Source organism: Silvimonas sp. JCM 19000 (assembly GCF_054652575.1).
This window is the reverse complement of record NZ_BAAIHC010000028.1, coordinates 14,031-40,095: the sequence shown is the minus strand read 5'-3', so window position 1 is coordinate 40,095 and position 26,065 is coordinate 14,031. Positions and strand designations below refer to the sequence as shown.

The following is a 26,065-nucleotide window of genomic DNA, read 5'->3' as shown; positions in this document are numbered from 1 at the left end:
AGCTCCAGGGTTTTCATCGCTGGCTTCATGCCAGGTCTGTGTGTTGATGAGCGCGAATCCGGTCTATCATCGGCGCCAGGTACGGGTCCGGACACTGCGCCTTGCCATTCAGGTAATCCATCAAATCATTGTCGGAAAGCAGCAGCATATCGGCATAACGTTGCCACTCGGCGTCAGCCAGGCCGGGCAACACGTCGCGCACAAAACGCTCCAGTTGCAGATCAACCTCCAGCAATCCACGCCGACTGCGCCAGATGACCTTCTTCTTTTCAATTTCGTTCATGCTGCCCGCCGGTTATACGTTCCAGTGCCCGCTCAAAACATGCCGTCGCAATGTGTCGGGCGTAGCGAGCGGTGGCAGGTTGATGACCGCCGGAGCGCAGAAACCGGAGCGTACGTTTTGTACGTGAGGATTTCGAGCACCGCCGGGCATCAAGATGCCGCCGCGCAGTAGCCGCTTACACAACTCGCTTGACCATCAGGTCTTTGATCTTGCCGATGGCCTTGGTCGGATTCAAATGCTTCGGGCACACGTCCACGCAATTCATGATGGTGTGGCAACGGAACAAACGGTACGGGTCTTCCAGGTTATCCAGGCGCTCATTGACTTGCGTGTCACGCGTATCAGCAATAAAGCGGTACGCAGCCAGCAGGCCGGCGGGGCCGACAAACTTGTCCGGGTTCCACCAGAACGACGGGCACGAGGTGGAACAGCACGCGCACAGAATACATTCGTACAGGCCATCCAGCTCTTCGCGATCTTTGGGCGATTGCAAACGCTCACGCTCAGGCGGTGGGTCGTCATTGATCACATACGGCTTGATCGAGTGATATTGCTTGAAGAACTGCGTCATATCGACGATCAGATCGCGGATCACCGGCAAGCCCGGCAGCGGACGAATCTGCACCGGTTGCTTCAGCTCACGCAGATCGGTAATACAGGCCAGGCCGTTTTTACCGTTGATATTCATCGCGTCGCTACCGCACACGCCTTCGCGGCAGGAGCGGCGAAAGCTCAGCGTGTCGTCCACTGCTTTCAGGCGCACCAGCGCGTCCAGCAGCTTTTTGTCGGAGTCTTCAAGCTCGACGTGGTAGTCCTGCATATAGGGCTTTTTGTCCACGTCCGGATTGAACCGATACAACTGAAAATGCATTTTCATAAGGGCGATCTCGCTTAGTACACGCGCTTTTGCGGTGCGATGTATTCCACCGACAACGGTTGGGTATGCACGGGTTTGTAGCTCAGGCTGCGGGTGGCGCCGTCGTACAGCGTGTGCTTCATCCATTCATCATCGTGGCGATCCGGGTAGTCATCTTGCGCATGCGCGCCGCGCGATTCCTTGCGCGCCTCGGCCGAAATCAGCGTGGCCACGGCCACTTCGATCAGGTTGTCGAGTTCGAGCGCTTCAGTGCGTGCCGTGTTCCAGACCTTTGATTTGTCTTTGATCTGTGTGCGTTTGGCGCGTTCGGCGATCTCTTTGATCTCTGCCACGCCCTTGGCCAGGTTCTCGTCATTGCGGAACACACCGGCGCGCAGCTGCACGCATTTCTGCATGGCATTGCGCACGTCGGCCACTTCTTCGCCGCCGGTTTGATTTTCCAGCCGCGCCAGCCGCGCCAGCGATACATCCGCGGCGTTAGCCGGCAGCGGTTTCCAGTCCTGGCGTTCGGTCTTGATGTATTCAATCATCGAGTTACCGGCCGACTTGCCGAACACCACCAGATCCAGCAGCGAGTTGGTGCCGAGGCGGTTGGCGCCGTGCACCGAGGCGCAGGCGCATTCGCCTGCGGCATAGAAGCCGTTGACGCGCACTTCCGGGTTGTCACCCTGCGGCGCCACCACTTCGCCCTTATAGTTGGCCGGAATGCCGCCCATCATGTAGTGCGTGGTCGGCACCACCGGGATCGGGTCTTTGATCGGATCGACGCCAGCAAACTTGATGGCGATTTCGCGAATGCCGGGCAGACGATGGTTGATGATCTCGGGGCCGAGATGGTCGAGCTTGAGCAGCACGTGGTCTTTTTCTTTGCCACAACCACGGCCTTCCAGAATCTCCAGCGCCATGGCGCGCGACACCACGTCACGCGAGGCCAGATCTTTGGCATTGGGCGCGTAGCGTTCCATAAAGCGCTCGCCATTGGCGTTGAGCAGAATGCCGCCCTCGCCGCGCACGCCTTCGGTAATCAACACACCCGCGCCTGCTACACCGGTCGGATGGAATTGCCAGAATTCCATGTCTTCCAGCGGGATACCGGCGCGCACGGTCATGCCCAGGCCGTCGCCGGTATTGATAAATGCATTGGTGGACGCCGAATAGATACGGCCCGCGCCGCCGGTGGCAAACAACACCGCTTTGGCGTGCAGGATAAAGGTCTCGCCCGTTTCCATTTCCAGCGCGGTAACACCAACTACGTCGCCATCGGCATCACGGATCAGATCGAGCGCCATCCATTCCACAAAGAACTGGGTATTGGCGCGCACATTGCGTTGGTACAGCGTGTGCAGCATGGCGTGGCCGGTACGGTCGGCGGCGGCACAGGCGCGTTGCACCGGTGTCTTGCCGAACTCAGCCATATGGCCGCCAAACGGGCGCTGATAAATCTTGCCGTTTTCCAGACGGTCAAACGGCATGCCGAAGTGTTCCAGCTCAACCACCACCTCGGGGGCCTGCCGACACATGAACTCGATGGCATCCTGGTCACCCAGCCAGTCCGACCCTTTGACGGTGTCGTACATATGCCATTCCCATTTGTCCTCTTGCACATTGCCCAGCGAAGCGGAAATACCGCCTTGCGCGGCAACGGTGTGCGAACGCGTCGGAAAAACCTTGGACAGCACGGCGGTCTTGAGGCCGGCTTCAGACAGTTGCAGGGCCGCACGCAAGCCTGCACCACCCGCCCCTACGATTACTGCATCGAATTTGCGAACAGGAACAGACATCAAGCACCCCACACAACTTTAACGGAATAAACAAGGCTGGCGACCAGCCACAAAATAGTCAGCGTATGCGCCGCCAGCTTCAGGCCGGTGTGCTGGATGTAATCCATCCAGATATCGCGCACGCCCACCCAGGCATGCCACAGCAACGCCAGCACGGTCACTTGCGTCAGCACGCGCACCCAGCTACAGGCAAACAGATGCTGCCAGGCTTCGTAGCTACCGCCACGTGATGCCAGCAAAAACACGATCACGCCAACTACATAAGCCAGCATGACCACGGCGGTCAGACGCTGTACCAGCCAGTCTTTCAGACCGTAATGGGCACCAATCACAGGGCGCTTGATTACCATGTCAAACCCCCGATCACGATGGTGAGCACAATGCTGACGCCGAGCACGGCATAGGCGCTGGCACGGGCTTTAGGCAGTTCTACGCCCTTGTGGATATCCATCAGCAGAAAGCGGATGCCGGCACAGGCGTGATGCAGAAACGCCCACAGCACGGCCAGCAGGGCCAGTTTGACCAGCGGATGCGCCACACAGGCGCGGAAGGCTTCAAAGCGTTCGGCCGAAGACAGCGTGCCTTGCAGCGCGTACAGCATGAACGGCACCGCAGCAAACAGCAGTGCGCCGCTGGCGCGATGCAGGATGGAGACAATCGCCGGCAATGGCATCCTGATTTGCCATATCGCCAGATGTTTGGGCCGCGTTGCACTCATACGCACTCTTCCTTGTGGTGACTTTCAAATACACAAAAGACCAGCCTGCGGGGCTGGCCCTGAATCAATCGGTTAAAACACCGGCGCTTGCATGGCGTATTGCTCGGAGCGAAACCACGCCACGCTCCACACTTGCGGTTTAGCTTCAAAGTCACGCGCCAGGCGGGTGAGCTGCAGCACCGGTTCGTTAACATCAATCTGCAACTGCCGCGCTTCGACCTGCCCTGCCGGTACCGCGCGAAAGCGCGCCTCGGTGGTCTTGAGCCGCACGCCGTAATCCAGCCAGCACACGGTGCGCAAATTGCCACGCGCTTCACGCAGGCGTCGCACATCCAGATCGGGAAACACCGCCTCGGGCAGCAATGATTCTTCCACCCCGATCACATCGCCCTGCACGCGCAACAAACGCCGCACCTGCCACATTGCCGCGCCGCGCCGCATGCCAAAAATATCGGCCAGTTGCTCCGCCGCATGGATACGCGTGCAACTTAATAATTCAACCCTGGGGATTTCACTAGCAAAGCTGTTTGGTGGTGAAAAACGCAACTCGCCGAGATCATCACTGGCCGCCTGCACAAACGTGCCTACGCCCTGGCGGCGATATAACACGCCGTCGGTGACCAGCCCGTCCAGTGCTTTTCTGACCGTGCCCTGGCTCACGCCAAAGCGGCCAGCCAGTTCTTGTTCGCTAGGCAGGGCTTCATCTGACTGCCACACACCCGCTTCAATATCGGTAAGAACTTCGCGCTGAACCTGCTGATAAAGCGAAACTGCAGAGAGCTTTTTCATGGTTGTGCGCTTTTTATCATGTTGTCGGTCTAGCGTCTACTACAGTCTTATATAAGACATAAGACGTTTCTCACCAGTGGCAGGCATTACGCGACAAAGCGTGGCAAAGCCTCAAGCACGCGTGTTAGACTTTTGCCACTGTGCAGCATCCCACTGCGCACGCACTGGTGTAGTGCATGACCCGCTGGCGAAAAATCACGTAGCGGCCTGCTTGCTTACAACATGTTTTGTGCGGGCGCAGTGCATAAACGGTTTCGTAGTTTCGAAAGGCCCGGCGCCCATGGCGCCACCAAGGCCACAGTCGTCGATGGCGGCCTGCCGCCGCTCACCCTTGCGGAGTCTTTACCAAATGAAAACCCCCGTACGCGTTGCCGTAACTGGCGCTGCTGGCCAGATTGGCTACAGCCTGTTGTTCCGTATCGCTTCTGGCGCCATGCTCGGCCCCGATCAGCCGGTGATTCTGCAATTGCTGGATATCACGCCGTCGCTGCCAGCCCTGAACGGCGTAGTGATGGAACTCGACGATTGCGCCTTCCCGCTGCTGGCTGGCGTGGTGCAGACTGATGACCCCAAAGTAGCCTTCAAAGACGCCGACATCGCGCTGCTGGTTGGCGCCCGTCCGCGTGGCCCGGGCATGGAACGTAAAGACCTGCTCGAAGCCAACGGCGCCATCTTCACGGCACAAGGCCGTGCCCTGAACGAAGTGGCCAGCCGCGACGTCAAGGTGCTGGTGGTCGGCAACCCGGCCAATACCAACGCCTACATCGCCATGAAGAACGCGCCGGATCTGAACCCGGCTAACTTCACCGCCATGATGCGTCTGGATCACAACCGCGCGCTGACCCAGCTGGCACAGAAAACCGGCAACGTGGTCACCGACGTCAAGAAGATGATCATCTGGGGCAACCACTCCAGCACGCAGTACCCGGACATCTTCCACGCCGAGATCAAGGGCCAGAACGCTGCCCAGCTGGTCAATGACCAGAAGTGGCTCGAAACCGAATTCATCCCGACCGTACAACAGCGCGGCGCCGCCATTATCAAGGCGCGTGGCCTGTCGTCGGCCGCATCGGCCGCCAACGCCGCCATCGACCATATCCGTAACTGGGTGCTGGGTACGCCGGAAGGCGACTGGGTGACCATGGGCGTGCCGGCCAATGGCGAATACGGCATCAGCGATCTGATCTTTGGCTACCCGGTCACCTGCAAAGATGGCAAATACACCATCATCGAAGGTCTGGACGTCAGCGAATTCAGCCGCGGCCGCATCGACGCCTCGGCACGCGAGCTGTCGGAAGAACGCGACGCGGTGAAGCACCTGCTGGGCTGATCGATGCTGGCAGTTGCAATGAAAAAAGCGGACCGCAAGGTCCGCTTTTTTTTACGCCTTGCATAGGGTGGGTCTAGACCCACCACTCAAAGCCGCAAGCTACATGCACCGCGGCTGGCATACTCGTCCGGTGACGGGTTTGGCAGCAGCATTGCAGAACACAGGGCAAGTTAGACGCAAAACGCTGTTGATCTGGCGTATGGCTTTGAATGGTGGGTCCAGACCCACCCTATGCGACGTGCCCCACCGATGATTGGGCACAAAAAAAACGGAAGGCCGCAGCCTTCCGTTTTTTAATTGCCAGAGCCGAAGCCCTGGCAGCAAAGCAATTACTTGTTCAGCAGCACATACAGCGGCGTCTTGCCCGCTTCGACCGTGCCGGTGGCCGCATCGGCCAGGCCAGCGTACTGGTCGGAGTTGCTGATCACCACCGGGCTGATCAGCGATTGTGCGTGCTGGCCCAGGTATTCCAGATCCAGTTCCAGCACCGGGTCGCCCGCATTCACATGCGCGCCTTGCGTGGCCAGACGGGTAAAGCCCTGGCCGCCCAGCTTGACGGTTTCGATACCGATGTGAACGATGATTTCCGCGCCATTGTCAGCCACCAGTGCAAATGCATGGTTGCTGTTGAAGATCTTGGCGATGGTGCCGCTGGCCGGTGCTACTACAAACTTGCCGGTCGGCTGAATCGCAATACCGTCACCCACGGCCTTGCTGGCGAATGCCGCATCCGGCACTTGATCCAGCGGCACAATATTGCCCGTCATCGGCGCAACCAGCACCAGGCCTTTAGGCGAAGTCGGCACCACCGTTGCCGCGGCCGGAGCCACAGCAGCCGGCGCGACCGCAGGAGCAGCCACCGGAGCAGGCGCGGCCACAGGCTTGACGGCCGGCGCAGCAGCAGCCACCGGAGCCACCGGCGCAGCCGGACGACCCAGCACTGCACGCATGCCATCGGCGATCAGTTCGGCACGCGGCCCAACAATGATCTGTACGTTTTGCTTGTTCAGACGGATCAGGCCGGAAGCACCCAGACGCTTGGCCGCAGCTTCGTCCACCGTGGCCGAATCATTCAGAGTCAGACGCAGGCGAGTGATACACGCATCGATACCGACCACGTTAGCGGCGCCACCGATCACGTTCACATAACCCGCAGCCAGCGTGTTGATGTCCGAAGACGCATCGATATTGGCACCCGCAGCCGGAGCAGCGTTGACGTCATCATCTTCACGACCCGGGGTCTTCAGATTGAAAGCGGCAATCGCGCCACGGAAGGCCAGATAGTAGATAAAGAAGAACACCACGCCCTGTACCAGCAGCATGAACCAGTCTTTAGCCAGCGGGTTCTTGGTGGACAGCACCATATCGACCAGACCAGCCGAGAAGCCAAAACCGGCAATCCACTGCATCTTGGCGGCGATAAACACCGATACGCCAGTCAGGAAGGCGTGCAGCAGATACAGCGGCGGTGCCACAAACATGAAGGAGAATTCGAGCGGCTCGGTAATACCGGTAAAGAACGACGCGAAAGCAGCAGCGATCATGATCGATGCAACGCGGGTCTTGTTGGCCGGTTTGGCGGTTTGATAGATCGCCAGCGCAGCGCCGGGCAGACCGAACATCATCACCGGGAAGAAACCGGCCTGGTACATACCGGTTACGCCCACCACCGCCTTGCCTTCAGCCAGCGACTTGGCGCCACCGAGGAAGTTGGGGATGTCATTGATGCCGGCAACGTCAAACCAGAACACCGAGTTCAGCGCGTGATGCAGACCCACCGGAATCAGCAGACGGTTGAAGAAGGCATAGATACCGGCGCCGACTGCGCCCATATCCTTGACGCTTTCGCCAAAGTGCACCAAACCACCAAAAATGATCGGCCAGACCCACATCATGATGAAGGCCACAAAGATCATCACGAACGAGGTCAGGATCGGCACCAGACGGCGACCGCTAAAGAACGAGAAGGCTTTGTGCAGTTCGACGCGGTGGAAGCGGTTATACAGTTCGGCCGAAATAACGCCCGTCAGAATACCGACGAACTGGTTATTGATCTTGCCGAATGCAGCGGGAACCAGCTTGGGATCGATACCCTGAATCTGCGCAACGGCAGCGGGCGAGCACAGCGTGGTCAGTACATAGAAGCCGACCAGGCCAGCCAGTGCGGCAGCGCCATCGCGGTCTTCAGACATCCCGTAGGCTACGCCGACGGCAAACAGGATAGACATGTTGTCGATAATGGCCGCGCCCGATTTGATCAGGAACGCAGCGAGGGCGCTGTTGGAACCCCAGCCGTTGGGGTCCAGCCAATAACCCACACCCATCAGAATGGCCGCTGCAGGCAATGTCGCCACTGGCAACATCAGCGCGCGGCCGATTTTTTGTAAATATCCAAGCATGTTTAGTCTCCGCCCTTCCTCAAATGGCCGCGCCGGCAACCCGGAAAAAAATTCGGGATACCGGTCTGGCAAGACTGCCGCGCCCGTGTCGCATTATTCATGCTTGGGGCTGACGGCCTCCTGTTTACTATCAACTGCACATCCAACTCGGCCTGACTTTATGTGCGATAGCTCGCACTCAAAGTTGTAATCTGTGACCGTGGCACTGTAAACCTGGGGCCGATTATTCCATCCGCCCTTCAATCCTTGCAAATCCGTATCGGCATGTGCAGCGGATTAAGCACCAAAGTGCGGCATTCAATGCCTTTGCGTAACGCGGTGGTATACGTGATTTCGCTGCTGGCCCGCGTGTATGGTTTCGGGTTATACACCCGCGCGTTAAACGTTGATGCCGCCCGGCTTGCTTGCGTAGCGCAAACATCAGCACTTTCCTGGCATGGATTTTTGCGCATGACTGCGACACAAGCCCGCCGGTCTGCTGCCTTCGTCCTTACACACCGCACACACGGCTTTCTACCTTCGGATACGCCCGGCAACTTATCCGGTTTCCGCGGCTTGCCTGGTTCGGTTAGAATGCCGGTTTATGCGTCTGCGGCCTCGCTTTACACGCGGCCCGATTTGATAGTCTGAACAAGGTATAGCTCCATGCTGACAGGTAGTCTGGTTGCGATCGTCACGCCGATGAAGGATGACGGCGCCCTTGATTTCGAACGCTTGAAAAAACTGATTGACTGGCATATCGAGCAAGGCACTGACGGCATCGTTGCCGTGGGCACCACGGGTGAGTCGCCAACAGTAGATGTTGAAGAACACATTGAGCTGATCCGTTTCTGCGTCGAACACGCTGCGGGCCGGGTCCCGGTCATTGCCGGCACCGGTGCCAATTCCACCCGCGAAGCCGTGCATCTGTCGCGCCGTGCCAAAGAAGTCGGCGCCGCCTATGGCCTGTCGGTTGTGCCCTATTACAACCGCCCCACGCAAGAAGGCCTGTACCTGCATTTCAAGACCATTGCCGAGAGCAGTGGTCTGCCCACCATTCTGTATAACGTTCCGGGCCGCACCGTCGCCGATCTGGCCAACGACACCGTATTGCGCCTGGCTGAACTGCCGGGCATCGTCGGCTTGAAGGATGCGACCGGCAATCTGGAACGCGCAGCGGATCTGATCAAACGTGTGCCGGCTGACTTTGGCCTGTATAGCGGCGACGATGCCTCGTCACTGGCCTTCCTGCTGCTGGGTGGCCATGGCGTGATTTCGGTGACCGCCAACGTGGCCCCGCACGCCATGAGCCAGCTGTGTCGCGAAGCCGCGGCGGGGCATATCCCGGCCGCACGGCAAATCAATGACAAGCTGCAAGACCTGCACAAAAACCTGTTCGTCGAAGCCAACCCGATCCCTGTCAAATGGGCCCTGCACGCGATGGGGCACATCGGCACCGGCATCCGCTTGCCGCTGACTGCCCTGTCCGAGGGCGCTCAACCCGTGGTACGTCGCGCGCTGCAAGCCGCCGGCCTGCTGTAATCCGCTGTACAAACTAGCCCTGATGCAGAAAACAAACATGAAAAACCTGTTCCGCCTGATGCCTGTTGCTGCCGTGCTGGTGGCCGCTGGTTGTACTTCTGTTGACCAGATGCCGTTCCAGAGCAAGGTCGATTACCGCTCCGGCAGCGATAACCTGTCGCGCAACACGCTCGAGATTCCGCCTGATCTGACCGCCCCCACCGTGAACAACGGTTATATCGTGCCGGGCAAATCAGTATTGGCCGCTGGCGCTTCGGCCCCGGCTGCCGCCAACGCCAGTGCCGCCGCCGTGGCGACGCCGGTGCAGACCGCCACCCCGGCGCTGGCGCCGGAACAGCGCGCGCAACTGGTGCAAGCCGGTGCGCAACGCTGGCTGGTGATCAAGGGTGACCCGGAAAAACTGTGGCCGGATATCCGTCAGTTCTGGCTGGATAACGGCTTTCTGCTGACTACCGACAATCCGCAGATCGGCATTATGGAAACCGATTGGCAAGAAAACCGCGCCAATCTGCCGCAAGACATCGTAACCAAGCTGCTGCGCAAAATTGCCGATGGCGCAATTTCGACCGGCCTGCTCGACAAATTCCGCACTCGCGTAGAACGTGGCGCGGCACCGGGCACCACCGAAATCTATCTGTCGCATCAAGGCATGCAGGAAGTCTACAAAGACAACGGCAGCGCCGATCAACGCATTGGTAGCAGCGCCACCGGCAACCAGGGCACGCAGACCATCTGGACCCCGCGCCCGGAAGATCCGGAACTGGAAGCCCAGATGCTGGCAATGATGCTGAACCGCTTTGGCATGACGCCGGAACAGGCTCAAGCCACCGTCAACACGCCGGTCAAACTGCCGGATGGCGCAACGCTCACCGACAACAACCAGGCGCTGGCCATCAACGACAGCTTCGACCGCGCATGGCGCCGTGTTGGTCTGGCGCTGGATCGCAGCGGCTATCAGGTATTCGACCGCGACCGCAGCAAGGGCATTTACTTTGTCCACCAGGCCGCCAACGACATCACCGGCGAGAAGTCGGACAGCGTGTTCAGCAAGCTGGCGTTCTGGAAATCCAAGCCGAGCGACAAACCGGCCGAGCAAGTCGAATACCACGTGCAACTGCAGCAGGCAGTCAATGGCGTCAAGCTGGTGGTTACCGACAAGAACGGTGCCGCAGTCGACAGCAAGACGGCCTACCCCATCCTCAGCACGCTGCAACAACAGCTCAAGTAATTGCGCTGGCTGGGCAAATAAAAACGGACCTGATCAGGTCCGTTTTTTTTATGGCTGCTGGCTGGACGCTTTAGACCAGCCGCGCTGCCGCTTGCAGCAGCCACAGCAACAAGCCCGCATAAACCGCGGCCAGCAAGTCATCCAGCATGACGCCAAACCCACCCGGCACGCGTGCATCAAAAATGCGGATGGGCCACGGCTTCCAGATATCAAACAAACGGAAGGCGGCAAACGCCACGCCCCACCACAATGCGAGTTCCGCCGGCGGCATCTGCGTGGCACCCGGCAGCGGAATCAGCAACAGTACCAGCCACATCGCCACAATTTCATCGATCACAATGCCGCCGTGATCATGCACCCCCAGGTCGTGGCCGGTGACATGCGCCGCCCACCAACCGACCAGGAAGGCCAGCACGCACACGCCAAGGATGGCGTAGACCCCCAGGCCCAGCCATACCATCAGCGCAAACAGCGGCAGTGCCGCCAGCGTGCCAAAGGTGCCAGGCGCCTTATGCGGCAAGCCGCTGCCAAAACCGAGCGCAATGAAATGCGCGGGCTTGCTCAACAGAAAACGCAGATCGGGCTGGATCAGCCCACGTTTGGATGCAGACATAGGATTAGCGGGCCAGATTTCTCAAGGATTGCGGAAATGATCATAGGCTTTGCGTGCCATAGGCAGCGGCAAGCCTTGTGCGTCCAGCACCACCACCACCGGATCGCCGGCCGCCATGCGCCCGACTCGCGTCACCGCCACATCGCAATGCGCCGCCAGATCAACCACGGCCTGGCGCGCCGCAGCGGGGGCGCAGAAACACAATTCGTAATCGTCACCACCCGCCAGCGCCAGTTGCAAGGCGGTGGCGTGGTCCAGTTCAGCCAGCGCATCCGCCAGCGGAATGGCCGCCGCGCGCAGTCGCGCGCTCAAGCCCGAACGCTGACAGATATGCGCCAGATCACCCAGCAAGCCATCCGAGATATCCAGACAGGCATGCGCCAATCCGCGCAAGCCCTGCCCCAGCGCCACGCGCGGTGTGGGCTGTTGCAGCCGCGGCAAGCATTGCGCCAGCGCGCCCGCCGACAAGGGCAAGCCTTCCAGCCGTTGCGCCACCGCTGCCGCCGCAGCGCCAAGCTGACCCGATACCCAGATGTCGTCATCGGCCCGGGCCCCGCCCCGCAGCAGCGCCATGCCTTTGGGCACGTCGCCTGCAATCTGGATGCTGATGGTCAACGGACCCCGCGTGGTATCGCCGCCGACCAGCTCGATGCCATGCGCTTCGGCCAGGGCAAACATGCCACGGCTAAACGCCTCCAGCCACGCCGCATCGGCATGCGGCAAGGCCAGCGCCAAGGTAAACCAGCGCGGTGTGGCCCCCATGGCGGCGAGGTCGGACAGATTCACCGCCAGGCTTTTATGGCCCAGGGTAAACGGGTCGACATCTTCAAAGAAGTGGCGACCGGCCACCAGCATATCCACCGAAATAGCCAGTTGCTGGCCCGCAGCCGGGGTCAACAAAGCGGCGTCGTCACCGACGCCGAGGTCAGCCACCGTGCCCGGTCGATGGAAATAGCGGGCGATCAGATCGAATTCGTTCAATGCGCGGCCAGCTTAACGTTGACGTTTGGCACGGATGGCTTCGACTTCCGCCGGACGCACTTCAGCCGCCAGTTGGTCGAGCACACCGTTCACAAATTTGTGGCCATCCGCACCGCCAAAGGTTTTGGCCAGCTCGATGGCTTCGTTGATGATCACGGGGTACGGCGTTTCCGGCATGTTGATGATTTCCTGCGCGCCCACCAGCAGAATGGCGCGCTCAACCGGGCTGACTTCGGCCAGATCGCGGTCGACGTGCGGGCGCAATGCCTCGGTCAGATGCGCCTGGCCGCCCAACGCGCCTACCAGCAGATTACGGAACAAGGCTTCATCGGCCTTCACAAACGAGGTGCTGCTTTCGCGCAAAAACTTTTCGATGGCGGTGACCGACTCATTGGTCAGCTGCCATTGATAAATACCTTGCATCGCGAACTCGCGGGCGCGGCGACGGGCCGACTTGGGTGGGGCTTTTTTGGGTGCGTCAGCACCCGGCGCGGCTGCGCCCGTGGGGTTCGTGTCACTCATGCTTTCAATACCTTTTGCAGATTGGCCATTTCTACGGCCACTTTGGCGGCATCCCGACCTTTTTCGTCGACGCGCACTTCGGCTTGTTCGTCGGTTTCAGTGGTCAGGATAGCGTTGGCGATCGGTACACCGTGGTCCAGCGTTACTTGCGTAACCCCGGCGCCCGATTCGTTGGAAACCAGTTCAAAGTGATAAGTCTCGCCGCGAATGACCGCGCCCAGACCGATCAGCGCATCAAAGCGCCGGCTTTTGGCCAGCGTTTGCAGCACCAGCGGAATTTCGAGCGCGCCCGGCACGCTAGTCACCAGCAGGTCGGATTCTTTCACGCCCAGCTTGTTCAGTTCGTCCAGCGCGGCATCGCGCAGGCCTTCGCACACCGGCGTATTAAACCGGCTGTATACCAGCGCAATGCGCAGGCCGGCACCGTTCATGTCGGGGGCGATAAATTGAATGTTCTTGCTCAATGTCATGATTGATTTTCCTGGTCAATTACTTATTGCTTGTCCGCGCAGCGCGGTAATTCAAAGCCGGTTACTTCGAGTCCGAACCCGGTCATGCTGGGCATTTTGCGTTCGGGCGACAGCAGTCGCATCTTGCCCACGCCCAGCGATTTGAGCATTTGTGCACCGATGCCATAGGTACGCATATCCCATTTGCGCGGCTGTTCCAGCTTCAGTTCCGGCAGCGCTCGCGCCAGCAGATCGTCGCCGTTTTCGGTGCGATGCAGCAGGATGACTACGCCGCGCTCGGCGCGTGCAATGGCTTCGAGCGATTCGCGCACATTCCACGAATGACCGCTGTGCGCCAGGTCCAGCCAGTCCATCACGCTCAGCGGCTCGTGCACGCGCACCAGCGTTTCTTCGCCGGGGGTGGGCTCGCCATGCACCAGCGCCAGATGCGTGGTGCTGGTTAGCGTGTCGCGGAACACATGCAGTTTGAACTCACCGGCAAAGGTCTCAACGCTGCGCACGCCTTTGGTCTCGACCAGCGACTCGGTCTGGCTGCGATAGTGGATCAGGTCAGCGATGGTGCCGATCTTGATCTGATGTTGCTCGGCAAATTCCAGCAGTTCGGGCAGACGCGCCATGCTGCCGTCATCGTTCATGATTTCGCAGATGACCGATGCGGGCGACAAACCGGCCAGCATGGCCAGATCAGAACCGGCTTCGGTATGGCCCGCGCGCACCAGCACGCCACCGGGCTGTGCCAGCAGCGGGAATACGTGGCCCGGCGACACCAGATCGCCCGGCTTGGCATCAAATGCCACGGCGCGGCGGATGGTCAGCGCACGGTCGGCGGCCGAGATACCGGTGCTGACGCCTTCGGCGGCTTCAATCGATACGGTGAAGTTGGTGCCGTGGCTGGAGCCATTGTTGTTGACCATCAGCGGCAGATTCAGCTGTTTGCAGCGGTCCGCGCTCAGCGTCAGGCAGATCAGGCCGCGGCCGTACTTCGCCATAAAGTTGATGATTTCGGGCGTTACGTAATCGGCCGCCAACACCAGATCGCCTTCGTTTTCGCGATCTTCTTCGTCCACCAGGATCACCATCTTGCCGGCGCGAATGTCGGCGATGATGTCTTTGATTGGTGCGATGCTGGCCATCAGAGTGCTCCCGCCGCCAGCATGCGCTCAACGTAGCGTGCGATCAGATCGACTTCCAGGTTTACCCGGGCGCCGGCGTGCAGTTCGCCCAGCGTGGTCACGGTGAGCGTGTGCGGAATCAGGTTGATGGAGAACTCCACGCCGTCGGCAGCATCGCGCACCCAGTTGGTGGTCAGCGACACGCCGTTCACCACCACCGAGCCTTTGACCGCCAGATATTTTTTCAGCGATTGCGGCGCGCGGATGATCAGCTCGCGGTTGTCGCCCACCGGTTCAAAGCTGATGACTTCGCCCACGCCATCCACATGGCCCGACACCAGATGGCCACCCAGCCGATCAGACAAACGCATGGCTTTTTCCAGGTTGACCTTGCCACCCTGATGCTGCAGGCCCACGGTCACGCGCAGCGATTCTTCCGACACATCAATGCGGTAGCGCGCGTCTGGCTGCATATCGACCACGGTCATGCAGGCGCCGTTATGCGAAATGCTGTCGCCCAATGCCACGTCCGAAAGATCCAGCTCAGGCGCATGTACGGTCAGGCTGACGCCACCTTCAAACGGCTCCACTTTTTCGATAGTGCCGAGTCCTTGCACGATACCGGTAAACATTTCAGGGGGTTTCCTTGTCTTGATCAGCAAATTGGTCTGGATTGGCGAGCCGTATGCGCTGCGAGGATTTGAGCTCGTTGCAGGCATTGCAGAAATAGCTGCGCGCGCCGCAGGCCACCAGTACTTCGACCGGTTGGCCACAATCGGGGCAGGCGAGGATGGGGGCGGAAGTCATCGCGTTACTCCTGCGTCACAAATAGAGCCGGATCAGTAAATCGCAAGTCCAGCCTTTGATCATCGCCCACCATGCGCCGCGCCCGCACTTGCGGCTTCAGGCGCGACGCCAGTTGCGTCAGATCCAGCTCGGCGGCGCCACGGCCCGGCTCACCGATAATGACCGGTGCCTGATACCAGATGATTTCATCGACCAGCCCACTGCGCAAAAACGCGCCATTAAGGATGGCGCCGGCTTCCACGGTTACTTCATTGCAGCCACGCAGCGCCAGTTCGGCCATCAAGGCCGGCAGATCGATACGCCCTGCGGCATCGGCCAGGCTGATCACTTCGGCCCCGGCAGCACGCAACGCAGCTTCGCGCGCACCATCCAGCACATCACACACGATCAATACGCCCGGCGTTTGCAGTATGCGGGCCGACGGCGGGGTGCGCAGGCGGCCATCAAGCACCACGCGCAAAGGCTGGCGGCCGATTTCGGCAAAGGCCGGGTCGCGCACGGTTAATGCCGCGTCGTCGGCCAGCACGGTGCCGATGCCGGTGATCATGGCGCTGGAACGCGCCCGCAGCGCTTGTACATCGGCGCGTGCGGCCGGGCCGGTAATCCATTGCGATTCGCCATTGGCCAGCGCGGTGCGGCCATCCAGCGATGTGGCGATCTTGACGCGCAACCATGGCCGCTGGCGGATCATGCGGCTGAGAAAGCCACGATGATGTTCGGCAGCCTCATTGGCCAGCAAACCGTGGCTGACTGCGATACCCGCGGCGCGCAAGCGCGCCAGGCCCTGCCCTGCCACCAGCGGATTGGGGTCACGCAAGGCGACCACCACGCGGCTGACCCCGGCGGCGATCAAGCTATCGGCGCAGGGCGGAGTGCGGCCATGGTGGCTACAGGGCTCCAGCGTCACATAAGCCGTGGCACCGCGCGCTTGCTCACCCGCCATGCGCAGCGCCATCACTTCGGCATGCGCCTGGCCGGTGGGCTGGCTATGGCCTTCGCCCACGACGACCCCATCGCGCAGCAGCACACAACCAACGCTGGGATTAGGCGGCGTGATGTAACGGCCGCGTGCCGCCAACGCCAGGGCGTGCTGCATATGGGCGTAGTCGGCAGCGCTGTATCGGGCCACTTCGGTCATTTATTGTTTGGTCACTTCACGGATCACGTCGCGGAAATCATCGACGTCAGAGAACGAGCGATACACCGAGGCAAAGCGGATATAAGCCACCTTGTCCAGCTTGGCCAGTTCGGACATCACCATCTCGCCGATCTGGCGCGACATGATTTCGCGCTCGCCGACGGTAAGCACACGCTGGATGATGCGCGAAATGGCTTCGTCCACCAGTTGGGTGGGCACGGGGCGCTTGTGCAACGCGCGCTGGAAGCTGGTGCGGATACGGTCGCGATCAAACTCGGCGCGCTGGCCGTTGGCCTTGACCACTTGCGGCAGCCGCACTTCGGCGGTTTCGAAGGTGGTAAAGCGTTTGTCGCACACATTGCAACGACGACGCCGGCGTACGGTATCGCCTTCGTCAGAGACGCGGCTATCCACCACTTGAGTATCGGGTGAGCCGCAGAATGGACACTTCATGCGAAGCCTCCGGGGTTCAAAGAGCAAGCCTGTACAGGCAAAACAGCCCGCCGGCGCATGGAGCGGCGGCGGGCCAATCAAAGAGCGTCAAGCTAGCACATCAACTACAAACTGCACCATCCATAGGGTGGGTCATGACCCACCATTCAAAGCCGTCACAACGAAGAGGAATATGAGCCTTCATGCATTTCTCAATGGCTTTGTGGGGTGGGTCTAGACCCACCCTATGCGTTATTCGCCGTAAACCGGGAAGCGGGCGGTCAGTGCTTTGACCTTTTCCGCCACTGCGGCCAGATTGGCTTCGTCATCCGGGTTATCCAGCACATCGGCGATCAGATTAGCCACTTGCGCCGCTTCGGCTTCTTTAAAGCCACGCGTGGTGATGGCCGGGCTGCCGATGCGGATGCCGGACGTTACAAACGGGCTTTCCGGATCGTTCGGGATCGAATTCTTGTTTACCGTGATGTGCGCCTTGCCCAACGCGGCATCGGCGGCTTTGCCGGTCAGGCCTTTGGGGCGCAGATCGACCAGGAACAGATGCGATTCGGTGTGGCCCGAGATAATGCGCAGACCGCGTTCGATCAGCGTTGCCGCCATGACTTGCGCGTTTTTGATGACTTGTTGCTGGTAGGTCTTGAACTCGGGTTGCGCTGCTTCTTTGAACGCAACGGCCTTGGCGGCAATCACGTGCATCAGCGGGCCACCTTGCAGCGCCGGGAATACGCTGGAATTCAGCGCTTTCTCAAACTCGGCCTTGGCCAGGATCAGACCACCGCGCGGGCCGCGCAGCGTTTTGTGCGTGGTCGAGGTAACGAAGTCAGCGTGCGGCACCGGGTTCGGATACAGGCCCGCTGCGATCAGACCGGCGTAATGCGCCATGTCGACCATAAAGTACGCGCCCACTTTTTTGGCGATGGCCGCCATGCGCTCAAAGTCAAAACGCAATGCATAAGCCGAAGCGCCGCCGATAATCAGCTTGGGTTTGGCTTCGAGGGCAATGCGTTCCATCTCGTCGTAATCGATTTCTTCTTTGTCGTTCAGGCCGTAGGGCACGATATTGAACAACTTGCCGCTCAGGTTGGCGGGCGAGCCATGCGTCAGGTGACCGCCATGGCCCAGGTTCATACCCATCACGGTATCGCCCGGCTTCAGCACGGCAAAGTACACGGCCTGGTTGGCTTGCGAGCCGGAGTGCGGTTGCACGTTGGCATATTCGGCGCCAAACAGTTGCTTCACGCGGTCGATGGCCAGTTGTTCCAGCACATCAACATGCTCGCAACCGCCGTAAAAACGTTTACCCGGATAACCTTCAGCGTACTTGTTGGTCAGCTGCGAGCCCTGCGCTTCCATCACGGCCGGGCTGGCGTAGTTTTCGCTGGCGATCAGCTCGATGTGTTCGTGCTGGCGCACGACTTCGCCTTGAATGGCTGCGGCGAGGTCGGGATCGTATTGGGCAATGGTCCGGGAGCGGGAGAACATGTGCGGCGTGTCCTGAAGGTCGGGGAAGTCGGCGATTTTAACACGGTCGGGGTGGTTGTTTGCGGCAAAGTTCTTGCTGCCGCGCGTGAGCCATTTTCATGACCCCAGGCGCGGCGGCAGCGCTTAGCGAAATTGCAGCATGATGGTGGCGGTCGCCGAGAACGCCCCCAAAGCCACGGTATTCAGCACATTGTCCAGTACCGCTTCCAGCCGCTGGCTGGTGGCCCCGCCGGTCCAGTTGCTCAGCATCGGCACCGGGGCATCGATCGCCAGAAAATTCTGCCCCGGTTTACGGATGGCGATGCCGACCGACCTGTTATCGGGCGGCACTATATAGGTATGGGTGGCGTCGCTGAGTGGCGACGAGAACACCACGTCCACTGAAAGCGGCGTGTTGCAGGCAGAGCCGGCAAAATCCAGCGAAAACGGCGCCACTGCGGTTTTGCCCCGTTCCATATCGCGCTTGGACAGGGTTTCGAAATACAGGGTGCCCGGCGACGCTTTGACCGTCGCCGCGCAACTGGTGCGAGTGACGTTGCTGAGACCGGTGACCTGATAATTCAGTGCATAGCGCCGGTCATTCAGGCCGCCTTCGCCATCCATCTGCCACACGTCAAAGCTGGACATGGTGGCCTGGCCGATGGCGCCAGCGGACTTTTTGCGCATGATCACCTGAAAATCCAGGTTGAAGCTGACGCCGAATCCGTTCGGTGCGCGTGAGTCGGGCATGGTCTTGTAGCCGGTGTCGATCCGGGCGTTGGACCAGTACGCCACGTTTTTATACAGCACCCCGAATTCGACGTTAGGCACCGGCGTGGCATTGCGCGGGTTGGGATAGAAATAAATGCGCTCCGACCAGCCGGCTCTGGCCTGGTCAAAATCGCAGCGCACCGCCGCATGCTTGACCGGCGAGCGCCAGATCTCGCTGCCCGCGGGCGACCGGTCCACCACGATCACCTTATCCAGCGGCTCCTTCAGCTCTTCGCCGCCGCCACTTAATGCGCAAGACAAAGCCAGCGTCGCGTGCGACGCCAGCGTGGTACAAGCTGCGGCGAGGGTGATGGAAACATATCGCGGCTGAAATCTCGGCATAGGTAGCGCTCCAGGGAGTGTGCGGGCGGCGCAACGCGGCTTGTTGCCCGGCAGGAAGCGCCGAAGCGTCGCATTGCGGCCCGCCCGTCACACATAGGAGCAATCTGGATGTCATATCTGCCAGCGCGACACGACGCGCCCGCCCGCTGTAACAAAAGCAGAACGCCCCGGCAGCGCGGGGCGTTCTGGCAGCCATAACGGCCGGACAAACCGGACAATCAGCCGCAACCCTGCGGGTTCAGCCTGGCATCGCCTCATAGCGGTAGCCGCCGCCATACACCGAATGCACATAGCGCATGGTCGGGGCAGCCAGCGCCAGCTTCTGCCGGATTTTCTTGATATGGCTATCAATCGTGCGCTCAGTCACGATGCGGCCGTCGTTGTACATGCCATCCATCAACTGCGCGCGCGACATCAAAAACCCGGGCCGCTGTGCCATTTGCCGCAGCAATTGATATTCGATCAGCGTCAGCGCCGCATCAACGCCATCTATCCAGACGCGACAGGCGTTGTCGTCAAAGGAAATTTCCGGCGTCCGCGCTTCCACCGGGGCAAAAGTCCGCTGCCGCCGCAGCACGGTGCGCACGCGTGCGGCCACTTCGCGCAGGCTATATGGCTTGCCGACAAAATCATCGGCGCCGGTTTCCAGCCCCAGCACGCGATCAATCTCGCTACTGCGACCACTCAACATGATGATGGGCAAGGCAGAACGCGCGCGCACACGGCGGCAGATTTCCATGCCCGGCAGATCGGGCAGCCCCAGGTCCAGCAACATCAGATCGGCCACATTGCCGGACAGCCATTGCAAGGCATCGGCGCCGCGTTCGCGCCAGGTGACTTCAAAACCGTCCGCCTGCAGATAATCCCCCAGCACATGCGCCAGGCCGGCCTCGTCTTCAACCAGCAATACGTGCGGCTTCATCCGAGCGCTCCGGCGGGTTGGGCAAATTCCAGCATCCAGCACAGGCCACCCAGGGTGCTGGGCATAGGCTCAAAACGGGCCCGGTGCGCGGCGGCGATACGGCTGGCAATATCCAGGCCCAGCCCGCTGCCCACCACATGGCTGGGGCCACGCCAGTGCCGTTGCCGCAGTTCACTCAGCTGATGCGATGGCACGCCAGGCGCCGAGTCTTCCCACAGCAGGCAGGGCCAGCCTTGCGCCGAACGGAACAGGCGCACCCGCAGCACGCCGGGGGCATCGGTATAACGCAGCGTGTTTTGCAGCAGGTTGTCCAGCAACTGGGTCAGGCGCTGTTCATCCGCCTGGATCAACAAAGGTTCTTGAGTTTCGATCTGGATTTGCAAGGCAATCCCGGCCTGCGCCAGGCGGGTATCGCGATGCCGCAGTACGCGCTGCAGCCAGCTATCCAGCAGCAAGGGGGCAAATTGATAGAGGGTTGGCGGCGCGGTCAGGCTGGCGATGGGGTCGCTGGTGCTGACGGTCAGGCTTTCCAGATCGCGCAACAAGCGCGCCAGGCGCGAGGACTCTTCGGCCAGCGCATCCAGCGTGGCGGCGTCCATGGTGCGGATGCCGCATTGCGCGGCTTCGATCTCGCCGCTGATCACGCTTAAGGGCGCGCGAATTTCATGCACCAGATCGGCAATGCCGTCTTGCAACGGGCGCGGTGGCGGTTGCAATGGCGGCAGCGGTGCCGGGCTATGGCGCATCAGGCCTGCGCTGGCCACCTGGCGGCGCGGCAGCAGCAGGATGCCCCCCGCCCCCATCAGGCACGCCAGCATCAATAAACCGATCCAGATAAAGTCGATCGCCCCCGCGTTGATCGGCCAGGTTTCGCTACCCCAGCCCGGCGCTGCCAACGCCAGCAGGGTTGCCGCTGCCGCTACTCTTGCTACTGCCACAATTGCACTCTTTATAAAAATGAATTCTTGCTGGATGTGCTGGCCGCATGGCCGCTTGCCAGCGCTTACTTGGCCACCACGGCCGCCACGGTCGGGTTACGCCGGGGTCGGTTGCGCCGAGCCATACGCGCCAGGCGGCGTTCTGCGCCGCGCCACATCCATGCCGTCAGCAACAAAAAAAACGCGCCGGCCAAAGCCGCAGCAGCCACAGCGGCTTGATGGCGCGCCAGCGCAAACGCGCCCGGTCGCGCCATGGCCAGGTTTTCCGCAAAGGCCACCCGTAAGGGCGTGCCATCGGTCAAAACCACGTCCACCGCCGCGCAAGTGGGTTCATGCGCGCGCCAGGGATTAAGTTCGGGGATGACGGCGTCGATCTGGCAACTGTTGCTGACCCCCGCGCCCTTGACGCGATTGCCACTGGCCACCCGCACTGCCACCTCCAGCGCCAGCGTGGCGTCGGGGCTGACTTCACGGGGGCCGGCTTCGTCCAGCGCCACTTCCAGCCCGCCGCCACTGGCGGCATTGGCCAGTGCGCCGCGCTCGGGGGCCGGGGTGGCGTTGAGTATGCGCACCAGCAAACCCACGCGCTCGGCCATCTGCTCGTAGCGAAAATCGGCCGTGTCGCTGCGCAGATCGCTCATGCCCGCCCAGCACGCCAGCATGCCGCCGCCCAAGGCACCGCAGGCCAGGATCAGACTGCGGCGCAGCAGTGCACGCAGCATGCACGCGGATGAATGTCTTAATCGCATAAAAGCCCCTGTTGCGTCACCCGCGGCGCTTTGAATTGACGCCCTTGTTATCGCTTTGGCGTCGGCGTCCGTCGGGCTGCCATCCGCGCTGGATTATGCAAGAAGTGTTGAAGCGCGCCAGGGCGCATGTGTAGCGAACCATGTCAAAACCGGCCGCCCTGGCCTGGGCTTACCAATTGAAACAAAGCAGACACATATGGCCTGAACTTGAAAGCCTGGCGTAGGACTGCCGCAATTCCGGCGTGGGTTAAGCCGCCGTCAGCAGGCGCCGTGGGCGGGGGACGATTCCTACAGCAAGAGACGATGCCCGCTTGCAGCGATGTTGCCTGCGCTCGACCAGACTTCTGTTGTTGCCAAGCCTGGGGGGCGTTTGTGAATACGGTGAATACTCTGGTGCAATCCTTGCACGCCACCCTGGCCGACCACGCCGACGCGGTGTTGGCTACGGTGGTCAAAGTAGAAGACTCGGCCTATCGCCGCCCGGGCGCACGCATGCTGGTGTGCGCCGATGGCCAGCACAGCGGCACGGTCAGCGGGGGCTGTCTGGAAGGCGAAATTGTGCGTAAAGCATGGTGGCTGACTTCCGGCGGCGCGCCGGTGGTGTGCCGCTATGACACCGGTGCAGGCGAGGATGCCGAGTGGACGTTTGGCCTGGGCTGCAACGGCGCCGTGCACATTCTGCTGGAACACATCCGTCACGGCGCACCGCTGCTGCAATGGCTGGAACGCATCGCGCAGCAGCGTCGTGCCGGGGCCTGCGCGGTGGTGATCGGCCGCACCGGGGTCGGCAATATCGACGTCGGGCAACGCGTGTTTATCGACCCGGATGGCAGCGTGCATGGCGAACTGGCCGAGCCGTCGCTCAGCCAGGCCGTTCGCCGCGATCTGGGCGCGACGTTGCAACACGGCAGCTCGCAGTTGCACCGCTACCCCGTTGGCAACGGCGAGGTCGAAGTGTTTCTGGAAGTGCTGAAGCCGCCCACAGATCTGGTGATCTTTGGCGCCGGCCACGACGCGGTCCCGCTGGCGCAAATGGCCAAAGCGCTGGGCTGGCGCGTGACCGTCGCCGATGGCCGCGCCCACTTTGCCCGGCGTGATCGCTTTGCCATGGCCGACCAGGTGTGCGTGCTGGATCTGGCCGACGCCCTGCCCGCCACCGGCCTGGGCCATGACAGCGTGGCGGTGGTAATGACGCACAGCTACGAACAAGACCAGCGCATCCTGGCGCAATTACTCGAATTCAAACCGCGCTACATCGGCCAGTTGGGCCCGCGTAGCCGCACCGAACGCATGCTCGGCGAGATCGGCGCGCGGGAAAAAGCCGCCGCATTACAGCAGGCGGGCATTCTGCATTACCCGATCGGGCTCGATCTGGGTGCCGACGCACCCGAAGAAGTCGCCCTCGCCATCCTGGCGGAAATCAAGGCAACTACCAGCGGCCACCCCGCTGGCAAGTTAAGTCAACGCAGCGGGTCTATTCATCAAGCGCCCGCCGCGGGAGAAACCGTATGAGCAATATCCTGTTAAACCAGCCTGCCAACCGGCAAGGCATCGTGGGCGTGTTATTGGCGGCGGGTTCTTCCAGCCGCTTTGGCACGCCCAAACTATTGCACCCGCTGGATGACGGCACCCGGCTGGGGGTCAAAAGCGCGCTTAATCTGATTGAGGCTTTGCCGTGGGCGGTGGCCGTGGTGTCGCCGCAACGGCCGCTGCTCAAATCCTTGCTGGAGGCTGCGGGCCTGCAGGTGCTGACCTGCGCCGCTGCCGAACTGGGCATGGGGGAAAGCCTGGCCTACGCCATCCGCCATACGCCGCACGCGGCGGGTTGGGTGGTGGCGCTGGCGGACATGCCGTTTATTCAGCCAAACACCATCAAGCAAGTGATGCGCCGACTGGCCGGCGGTAGTGCGCTGGCGGTGCCGACGTATGACGGCCGCCGCGGCCATCCGGTCGGCTTTGCCAGCCATTATTACAACCAGTTGGCCGAGCTCAGCGGCGACGCAGGTGCCCGCGCCATCATCGAACGGGATGCCTCCGCCGCACAGTTGGTGCCGGTGCGTGACCCCGGCGTGCTGATTGATATCGACACACTGGACGATCTGGCGCGCCACGATGCCAGCGGCGCGCTGATGCGTCGCGGCGTGTGGAAGCCCGACCGCAACCCGCGTCTGCACAGCGGAGGATATGCGCGATGAGTTCGACCACCGATCAAGACCCGCAACTGGAACACGAACCGCACGGCATCAGCCGTCGCGCCATGCTCAAAGCCAGCGCTGCATTGGTGGCGGGCGGCGTACCGGCCGCACTGACGGTATCCAGCGCCAGCGCGCAAGCCGCCGCCGATACCGCTCCCAGCCCCGCCCTGCCAGGCGTGCCCACCCAGCTGAATATCAACGGCCATCGCTTTGACACCACGCTGGACCCGCGCACCACCTTGCTGGATGCACTGCGCGAACATGCGCATTTAACCGGCACCAAAAAAGGCTGTGACCATGGCCAGTGCGGGGCCTGTACCGTGCTGGTCGACGGCCGCCGCATCAACAGCTGCCTGACTCTGGCGGTGATGCACGAAGGCGCGCAGATCACCACCATCGAAGGCTTGGCGCACGACGACCAATTGCATCCGATGCAACAGGCGTTTCTGGAACATGACGGGTTTCAGTGCGGTTATTGCACTTCGGGCCAGATCTGCTCGGCCGTCGGCATGTTGGCCGAAGTGCGCCAGGGCATGCCCAGCCACGTGACGGCTGATCTGCAAGCCCGACCTTTGCTCAGCGAGATGGAAATCCGCGAACGCATGGCCGGCAATATCTGTCGCTGCTCGGCCTATCCCAATATCGTGCAGGCGATCCAGCAGGCTGCGGGGCAACGCTCATGATTCCGTTTACCTATGAACGCGCCAGCGATGAAGCGGCGGCCGCGCGCGCCGCGACCAATACCCCCAACAGCAAATTTATTGCCGGTGGCACCAATCTGCTGGATTTGATGAAGCTGCAAATCGAGAAACCGCAGCATCTGATCGACATCACCCATCTGCCGCTCAACCGCATCGACGCCACGCCCGATGGCGGCTTGCGCATCGGCGCCATGGTGCGCAACGCCGATCTGGCGGCCGACCCGCGCATCCGCAAAGACTACGCCGTACTCAGCCGTGCCTTGCTGGCCGGGGCGTCGGCGCAATTGCGCAATATGGCCACCACCGGCGGCAATCTGCTGCAACGTACGCGCTGCTATTACTTCTATACGCCCGGCCTGCCCTGTAATAAACGCGAGCCGGGCAGCGGCTGTTCTGCCTTGCAGGGCTTTAATCGCATGCATGCCATCGTCGGAGCCAGCCCCTCCTGTATAGCCACACATCCGTCCGATATGGCCGTGGCCATGCGGGTGCTGGATGCCAATGTCGAGACCATCAATGGTCAGGGACAGCGTCGCATTATTCCGATTGCCGATTTCCATCGCTTGCCCGGTAACGCCCCGCAGCAAGACAACACCCTGCAAGCGGGCGAATTGATTACCGCCGTGACCTTGCCGCCGCCTGTGCCCGGCGTACATATCTATCGCAAAGTCCGTGATCGCGCTTCATATGCGTTTGCGCTGGTTTCGGTGGCGGCAATTGTTGAACGCAGCGGTGGCCAGATCCATAACGCGCGGCTGGCCTTCGGCGGCGTGGCGCACAAGCCATGGCGCGTGAATGCCGCTGAACAAGCATTACGCAACGCCGCCGACCGCCCCGCCAGCTACAACCATGCCGCCGATGCCGTACTGCAAGGCGCGGTGGGCTATGGCCACAATGATTTCAAGATTACCTTGGCCCGCCGCACGCTGAACGCCGTGCTGACGCCCACTGCCTGAGGAGGCCGCGT

General features: G+C 61.2%; 28 protein-coding genes. 7 read left to right on the top strand and 21 right to left on the bottom strand.

The window, feature by feature from the left end:
* Positions 1-25 precede the first annotated feature (25 nt).
* The 6 genes from ACYQ1A_RS18880 to ACYQ1A_RS18855 all read right to left on the bottom strand — a co-directional run bounded on the left by ACYQ1A_RS18880 (position 26) and on the right by ACYQ1A_RS18855 (position 4,448).
* On the bottom strand, positions 26-283 hold the full coding sequence (locus tag ACYQ1A_RS18880) for an FAD assembly factor SdhE (protein ID WP_053937744.1): 258 nt from the start codon (positions 281-283) through the stop codon (positions 26-28).
* A 175-nt stretch (positions 284-458) separates the two neighbouring features.
* Positions 459-1,160 carry a succinate dehydrogenase iron-sulfur subunit gene (locus tag ACYQ1A_RS18875; protein ID WP_499364538.1) on the bottom strand — a complete coding sequence of 234 codons (702 nt, stop codon included), beginning with the start codon at positions 1,158-1,160 and terminating at the stop codon, positions 459-461.
* A 14-nt stretch (positions 1,161-1,174) separates the two neighbouring features.
* Positions 1,175-2,941, bottom strand: coding sequence for a succinate dehydrogenase flavoprotein subunit (gene sdhA, locus ACYQ1A_RS18870; protein ID WP_499364536.1), 1,767 nt, complete (start codon positions 2,939-2,941; stop codon positions 1,175-1,177).
* Entirely contained in the window at positions 2,941-3,291 is a 351-nt protein-coding gene (gene sdhD, locus ACYQ1A_RS18865) for a succinate dehydrogenase, hydrophobic membrane anchor protein (protein WP_053937741.1), read from the bottom strand. The genes sdhA and sdhD overlap by 1 nt, the downstream gene beginning before the upstream one ends.
* Positions 3,285-3,659, bottom strand: coding sequence for a succinate dehydrogenase, cytochrome b556 subunit (sdhC, locus tag ACYQ1A_RS18860; RefSeq protein WP_062223917.1), 375 nt, complete (start codon positions 3,657-3,659; stop codon positions 3,285-3,287). Before sdhC ends, sdhD begins: the two co-directional genes overlap by 7 nt.
* Before the next feature lie 72 nt (positions 3,660-3,731).
* Positions 3,732-4,448 carry a GntR family transcriptional regulator gene (locus tag ACYQ1A_RS18855; RefSeq protein ID WP_499364532.1) on the bottom strand — a complete coding sequence of 239 codons (717 nt, stop codon included), beginning with the start codon at positions 4,446-4,448 and terminating at the stop codon, positions 3,732-3,734.
* 349 nt (positions 4,449-4,797) lie between these two features.
* Between ACYQ1A_RS18855 and ACYQ1A_RS18850 the strand changes: the two genes are divergently transcribed.
* Complete coding sequence (locus tag ACYQ1A_RS18850; protein ID WP_499364528.1) at positions 4,798-5,778, top strand: malate dehydrogenase; 981 nt, start codon at positions 4,798-4,800, stop codon at positions 5,776-5,778.
* A gap of 329 nt (positions 5,779-6,107) precedes the next feature.
* Here the strand turns inward: ACYQ1A_RS18850 and nagE are convergent, their stop codons facing one another.
* Positions 6,108-8,177 carry an N-acetylglucosamine-specific PTS transporter subunit IIBC gene (gene nagE / locus ACYQ1A_RS18845; RefSeq protein ID WP_499364524.1) on the bottom strand — a complete coding sequence of 690 codons (2,070 nt, stop codon included), beginning with the start codon at positions 8,175-8,177 and terminating at the stop codon, positions 6,108-6,110.
* Between the two features lie 645 nt (positions 8,178-8,822).
* On the opposite strand from nagE, the gene dapA reads away from it, so the two are divergent.
* Entirely contained in the window at positions 8,823-9,698 is an 876-nt protein-coding gene (gene dapA, locus ACYQ1A_RS18840; RefSeq protein WP_499364518.1) for a 4-hydroxy-tetrahydrodipicolinate synthase, read from the top strand.
* Positions 9,699-9,735: 37 nt separating this feature from the next.
* A complete protein-coding gene (gene bamC, locus ACYQ1A_RS18835; RefSeq protein WP_499364517.1) occupies positions 9,736-10,926 on the top strand; it encodes an NlpB/DapX family lipoprotein in 1,191 nt (396 codons plus the stop codon).
* Positions 10,927-10,996: 70 nt separating this feature from the next.
* Here bamC and ACYQ1A_RS18830 read toward each other — a convergent pair whose 3' ends face one another.
* The 14 genes from ACYQ1A_RS18830 to ACYQ1A_RS18765 all read right to left on the bottom strand — a co-directional run bounded on the left by ACYQ1A_RS18830 (position 10,997) and on the right by ACYQ1A_RS18765 (position 22,175).
* Positions 10,997-11,539, bottom strand: coding sequence for a phosphatidylglycerophosphatase A family protein (locus tag ACYQ1A_RS18830; RefSeq protein WP_499364516.1), 543 nt, complete (start codon positions 11,537-11,539; stop codon positions 10,997-10,999).
* A gap of 21 nt (positions 11,540-11,560) precedes the next feature.
* A complete protein-coding gene (gene thiL / locus ACYQ1A_RS18825; protein WP_499364513.1) occupies positions 11,561-12,520 on the bottom strand; it encodes a thiamine-phosphate kinase in 960 nt (319 codons plus the stop codon).
* Between the two features lie 12 nt (positions 12,521-12,532).
* Positions 12,533-13,042, bottom strand: a complete 510-nt coding sequence (gene nusB / locus ACYQ1A_RS18820; protein WP_499364510.1) for a transcription antitermination factor NusB — start codon at positions 13,040-13,042, stop codon at positions 12,533-12,535.
* Positions 13,039-13,512 (bottom strand): 6,7-dimethyl-8-ribityllumazine synthase, encoded by a 474-nt coding sequence (gene ribH / locus ACYQ1A_RS18815; protein ID WP_053937730.1) that lies wholly within the window; start codon positions 13,510-13,512, stop codon positions 13,039-13,041. The genes nusB and ribH overlap by 4 nt, the downstream gene beginning before the upstream one ends.
* Before the next feature lie 23 nt (positions 13,513-13,535).
* Positions 13,536-14,645: a bifunctional 3,4-dihydroxy-2-butanone-4-phosphate synthase/GTP cyclohydrolase II gene (ribBA, locus tag ACYQ1A_RS18810; RefSeq protein WP_499364507.1), complete on the bottom strand. Its 1,110-nt coding sequence runs from the start codon at positions 14,643-14,645 to the stop codon at positions 13,536-13,538.
* Positions 14,645-15,256 (bottom strand): riboflavin synthase, encoded by a 612-nt coding sequence (locus ACYQ1A_RS18805; protein WP_499364505.1) that lies wholly within the window; start codon positions 15,254-15,256, stop codon positions 14,645-14,647. Before ACYQ1A_RS18805 ends, ribBA begins: the two co-directional genes overlap by 1 nt.
* 1 nt (position 15,257) lies before the next feature.
* Positions 15,258-15,431, bottom strand: a complete 174-nt coding sequence (locus ACYQ1A_RS18800; protein WP_499364502.1) for a YfgJ family double zinc ribbon protein — start codon at positions 15,429-15,431, stop codon at positions 15,258-15,260.
* 4 nt (positions 15,432-15,435) lie between these two features.
* Complete coding sequence (gene ribD, locus ACYQ1A_RS18795; protein WP_499364499.1) at positions 15,436-16,569, bottom strand: bifunctional diaminohydroxyphosphoribosylaminopyrimidine deaminase/5-amino-6-(5-phosphoribosylamino)uracil reductase RibD; 1,134 nt, start codon at positions 16,567-16,569, stop codon at positions 15,436-15,438.
* On the bottom strand, positions 16,570-17,022 hold the full coding sequence (gene nrdR / locus ACYQ1A_RS18790; protein ID WP_053937726.1) for a transcriptional regulator NrdR: 453 nt from the start codon (positions 17,020-17,022) through the stop codon (positions 16,570-16,572).
* Positions 17,023-17,253: 231 nt separating this feature from the next.
* Complete coding sequence (gene glyA / locus ACYQ1A_RS18785) at positions 17,254-18,501, bottom strand: serine hydroxymethyltransferase (protein WP_499364494.1); 1,248 nt, start codon at positions 18,499-18,501, stop codon at positions 17,254-17,256.
* A 123-nt stretch (positions 18,502-18,624) separates the two neighbouring features.
* Positions 18,625-19,593, bottom strand: coding sequence for a fimbrial protein (locus tag ACYQ1A_RS18780; RefSeq protein WP_499364491.1), 969 nt, complete (start codon positions 19,591-19,593; stop codon positions 18,625-18,627).
* 238 nt (positions 19,594-19,831) lie between these two features.
* The gene (locus ACYQ1A_RS18775) at positions 19,832-20,515 is read right to left on the bottom strand and encodes a response regulator (RefSeq protein WP_499364488.1); all 684 of its coding nucleotides are present in this window, start codon (positions 20,513-20,515) and stop codon (positions 19,832-19,834) included.
* Positions 20,512-21,453, bottom strand: a complete 942-nt coding sequence (locus tag ACYQ1A_RS18770; RefSeq protein WP_499364486.1) for an ATP-binding protein — start codon at positions 21,451-21,453, stop codon at positions 20,512-20,514. Before ACYQ1A_RS18770 ends, ACYQ1A_RS18775 begins: the two co-directional genes overlap by 4 nt.
* Before the next feature lie 65 nt (positions 21,454-21,518).
* A complete protein-coding gene (locus tag ACYQ1A_RS18765) occupies positions 21,519-22,175 on the bottom strand; it encodes a hypothetical protein (RefSeq protein WP_499364484.1) in 657 nt (218 codons plus the stop codon).
* Positions 22,176-22,574: 399 nt separating this feature from the next.
* On the opposite strand from ACYQ1A_RS18765, the gene ACYQ1A_RS18760 reads away from it, so the two are divergent.
* Genes ACYQ1A_RS18760 through ACYQ1A_RS18745 form a run of 4 tightly spaced genes read left to right on the top strand, consistent with a single transcriptional unit; the run spans position 22,575 to position 26,054 of the window.
* Entirely contained in the window at positions 22,575-23,714 is a 1,140-nt protein-coding gene (locus ACYQ1A_RS18760) for an XdhC family protein (protein ID WP_499364482.1), read from the top strand.
* The gene (locus ACYQ1A_RS18755) at positions 23,711-24,397 is read left to right on the top strand and encodes a nucleotidyltransferase family protein (protein ID WP_499364479.1); all 687 of its coding nucleotides are present in this window, start codon (positions 23,711-23,713) and stop codon (positions 24,395-24,397) included. The genes ACYQ1A_RS18760 and ACYQ1A_RS18755 overlap by 4 nt, the downstream gene beginning before the upstream one ends.
* Positions 24,394-25,080 carry an aldehyde dehydrogenase iron-sulfur subunit PaoA gene (gene paoA / locus ACYQ1A_RS18750; RefSeq protein WP_499364476.1) on the top strand — a complete coding sequence of 229 codons (687 nt, stop codon included), beginning with the start codon at positions 24,394-24,396 and terminating at the stop codon, positions 25,078-25,080. The genes ACYQ1A_RS18755 and paoA overlap by 4 nt, the downstream gene beginning before the upstream one ends.
* Complete coding sequence (locus ACYQ1A_RS18745; protein ID WP_499364472.1) at positions 25,077-26,054, top strand: FAD binding domain-containing protein; 978 nt, start codon at positions 25,077-25,079, stop codon at positions 26,052-26,054. Before paoA ends, ACYQ1A_RS18745 begins: the two co-directional genes overlap by 4 nt.
* The last annotated feature ends 11 nt before the right edge of the window (positions 26,055-26,065 follow it).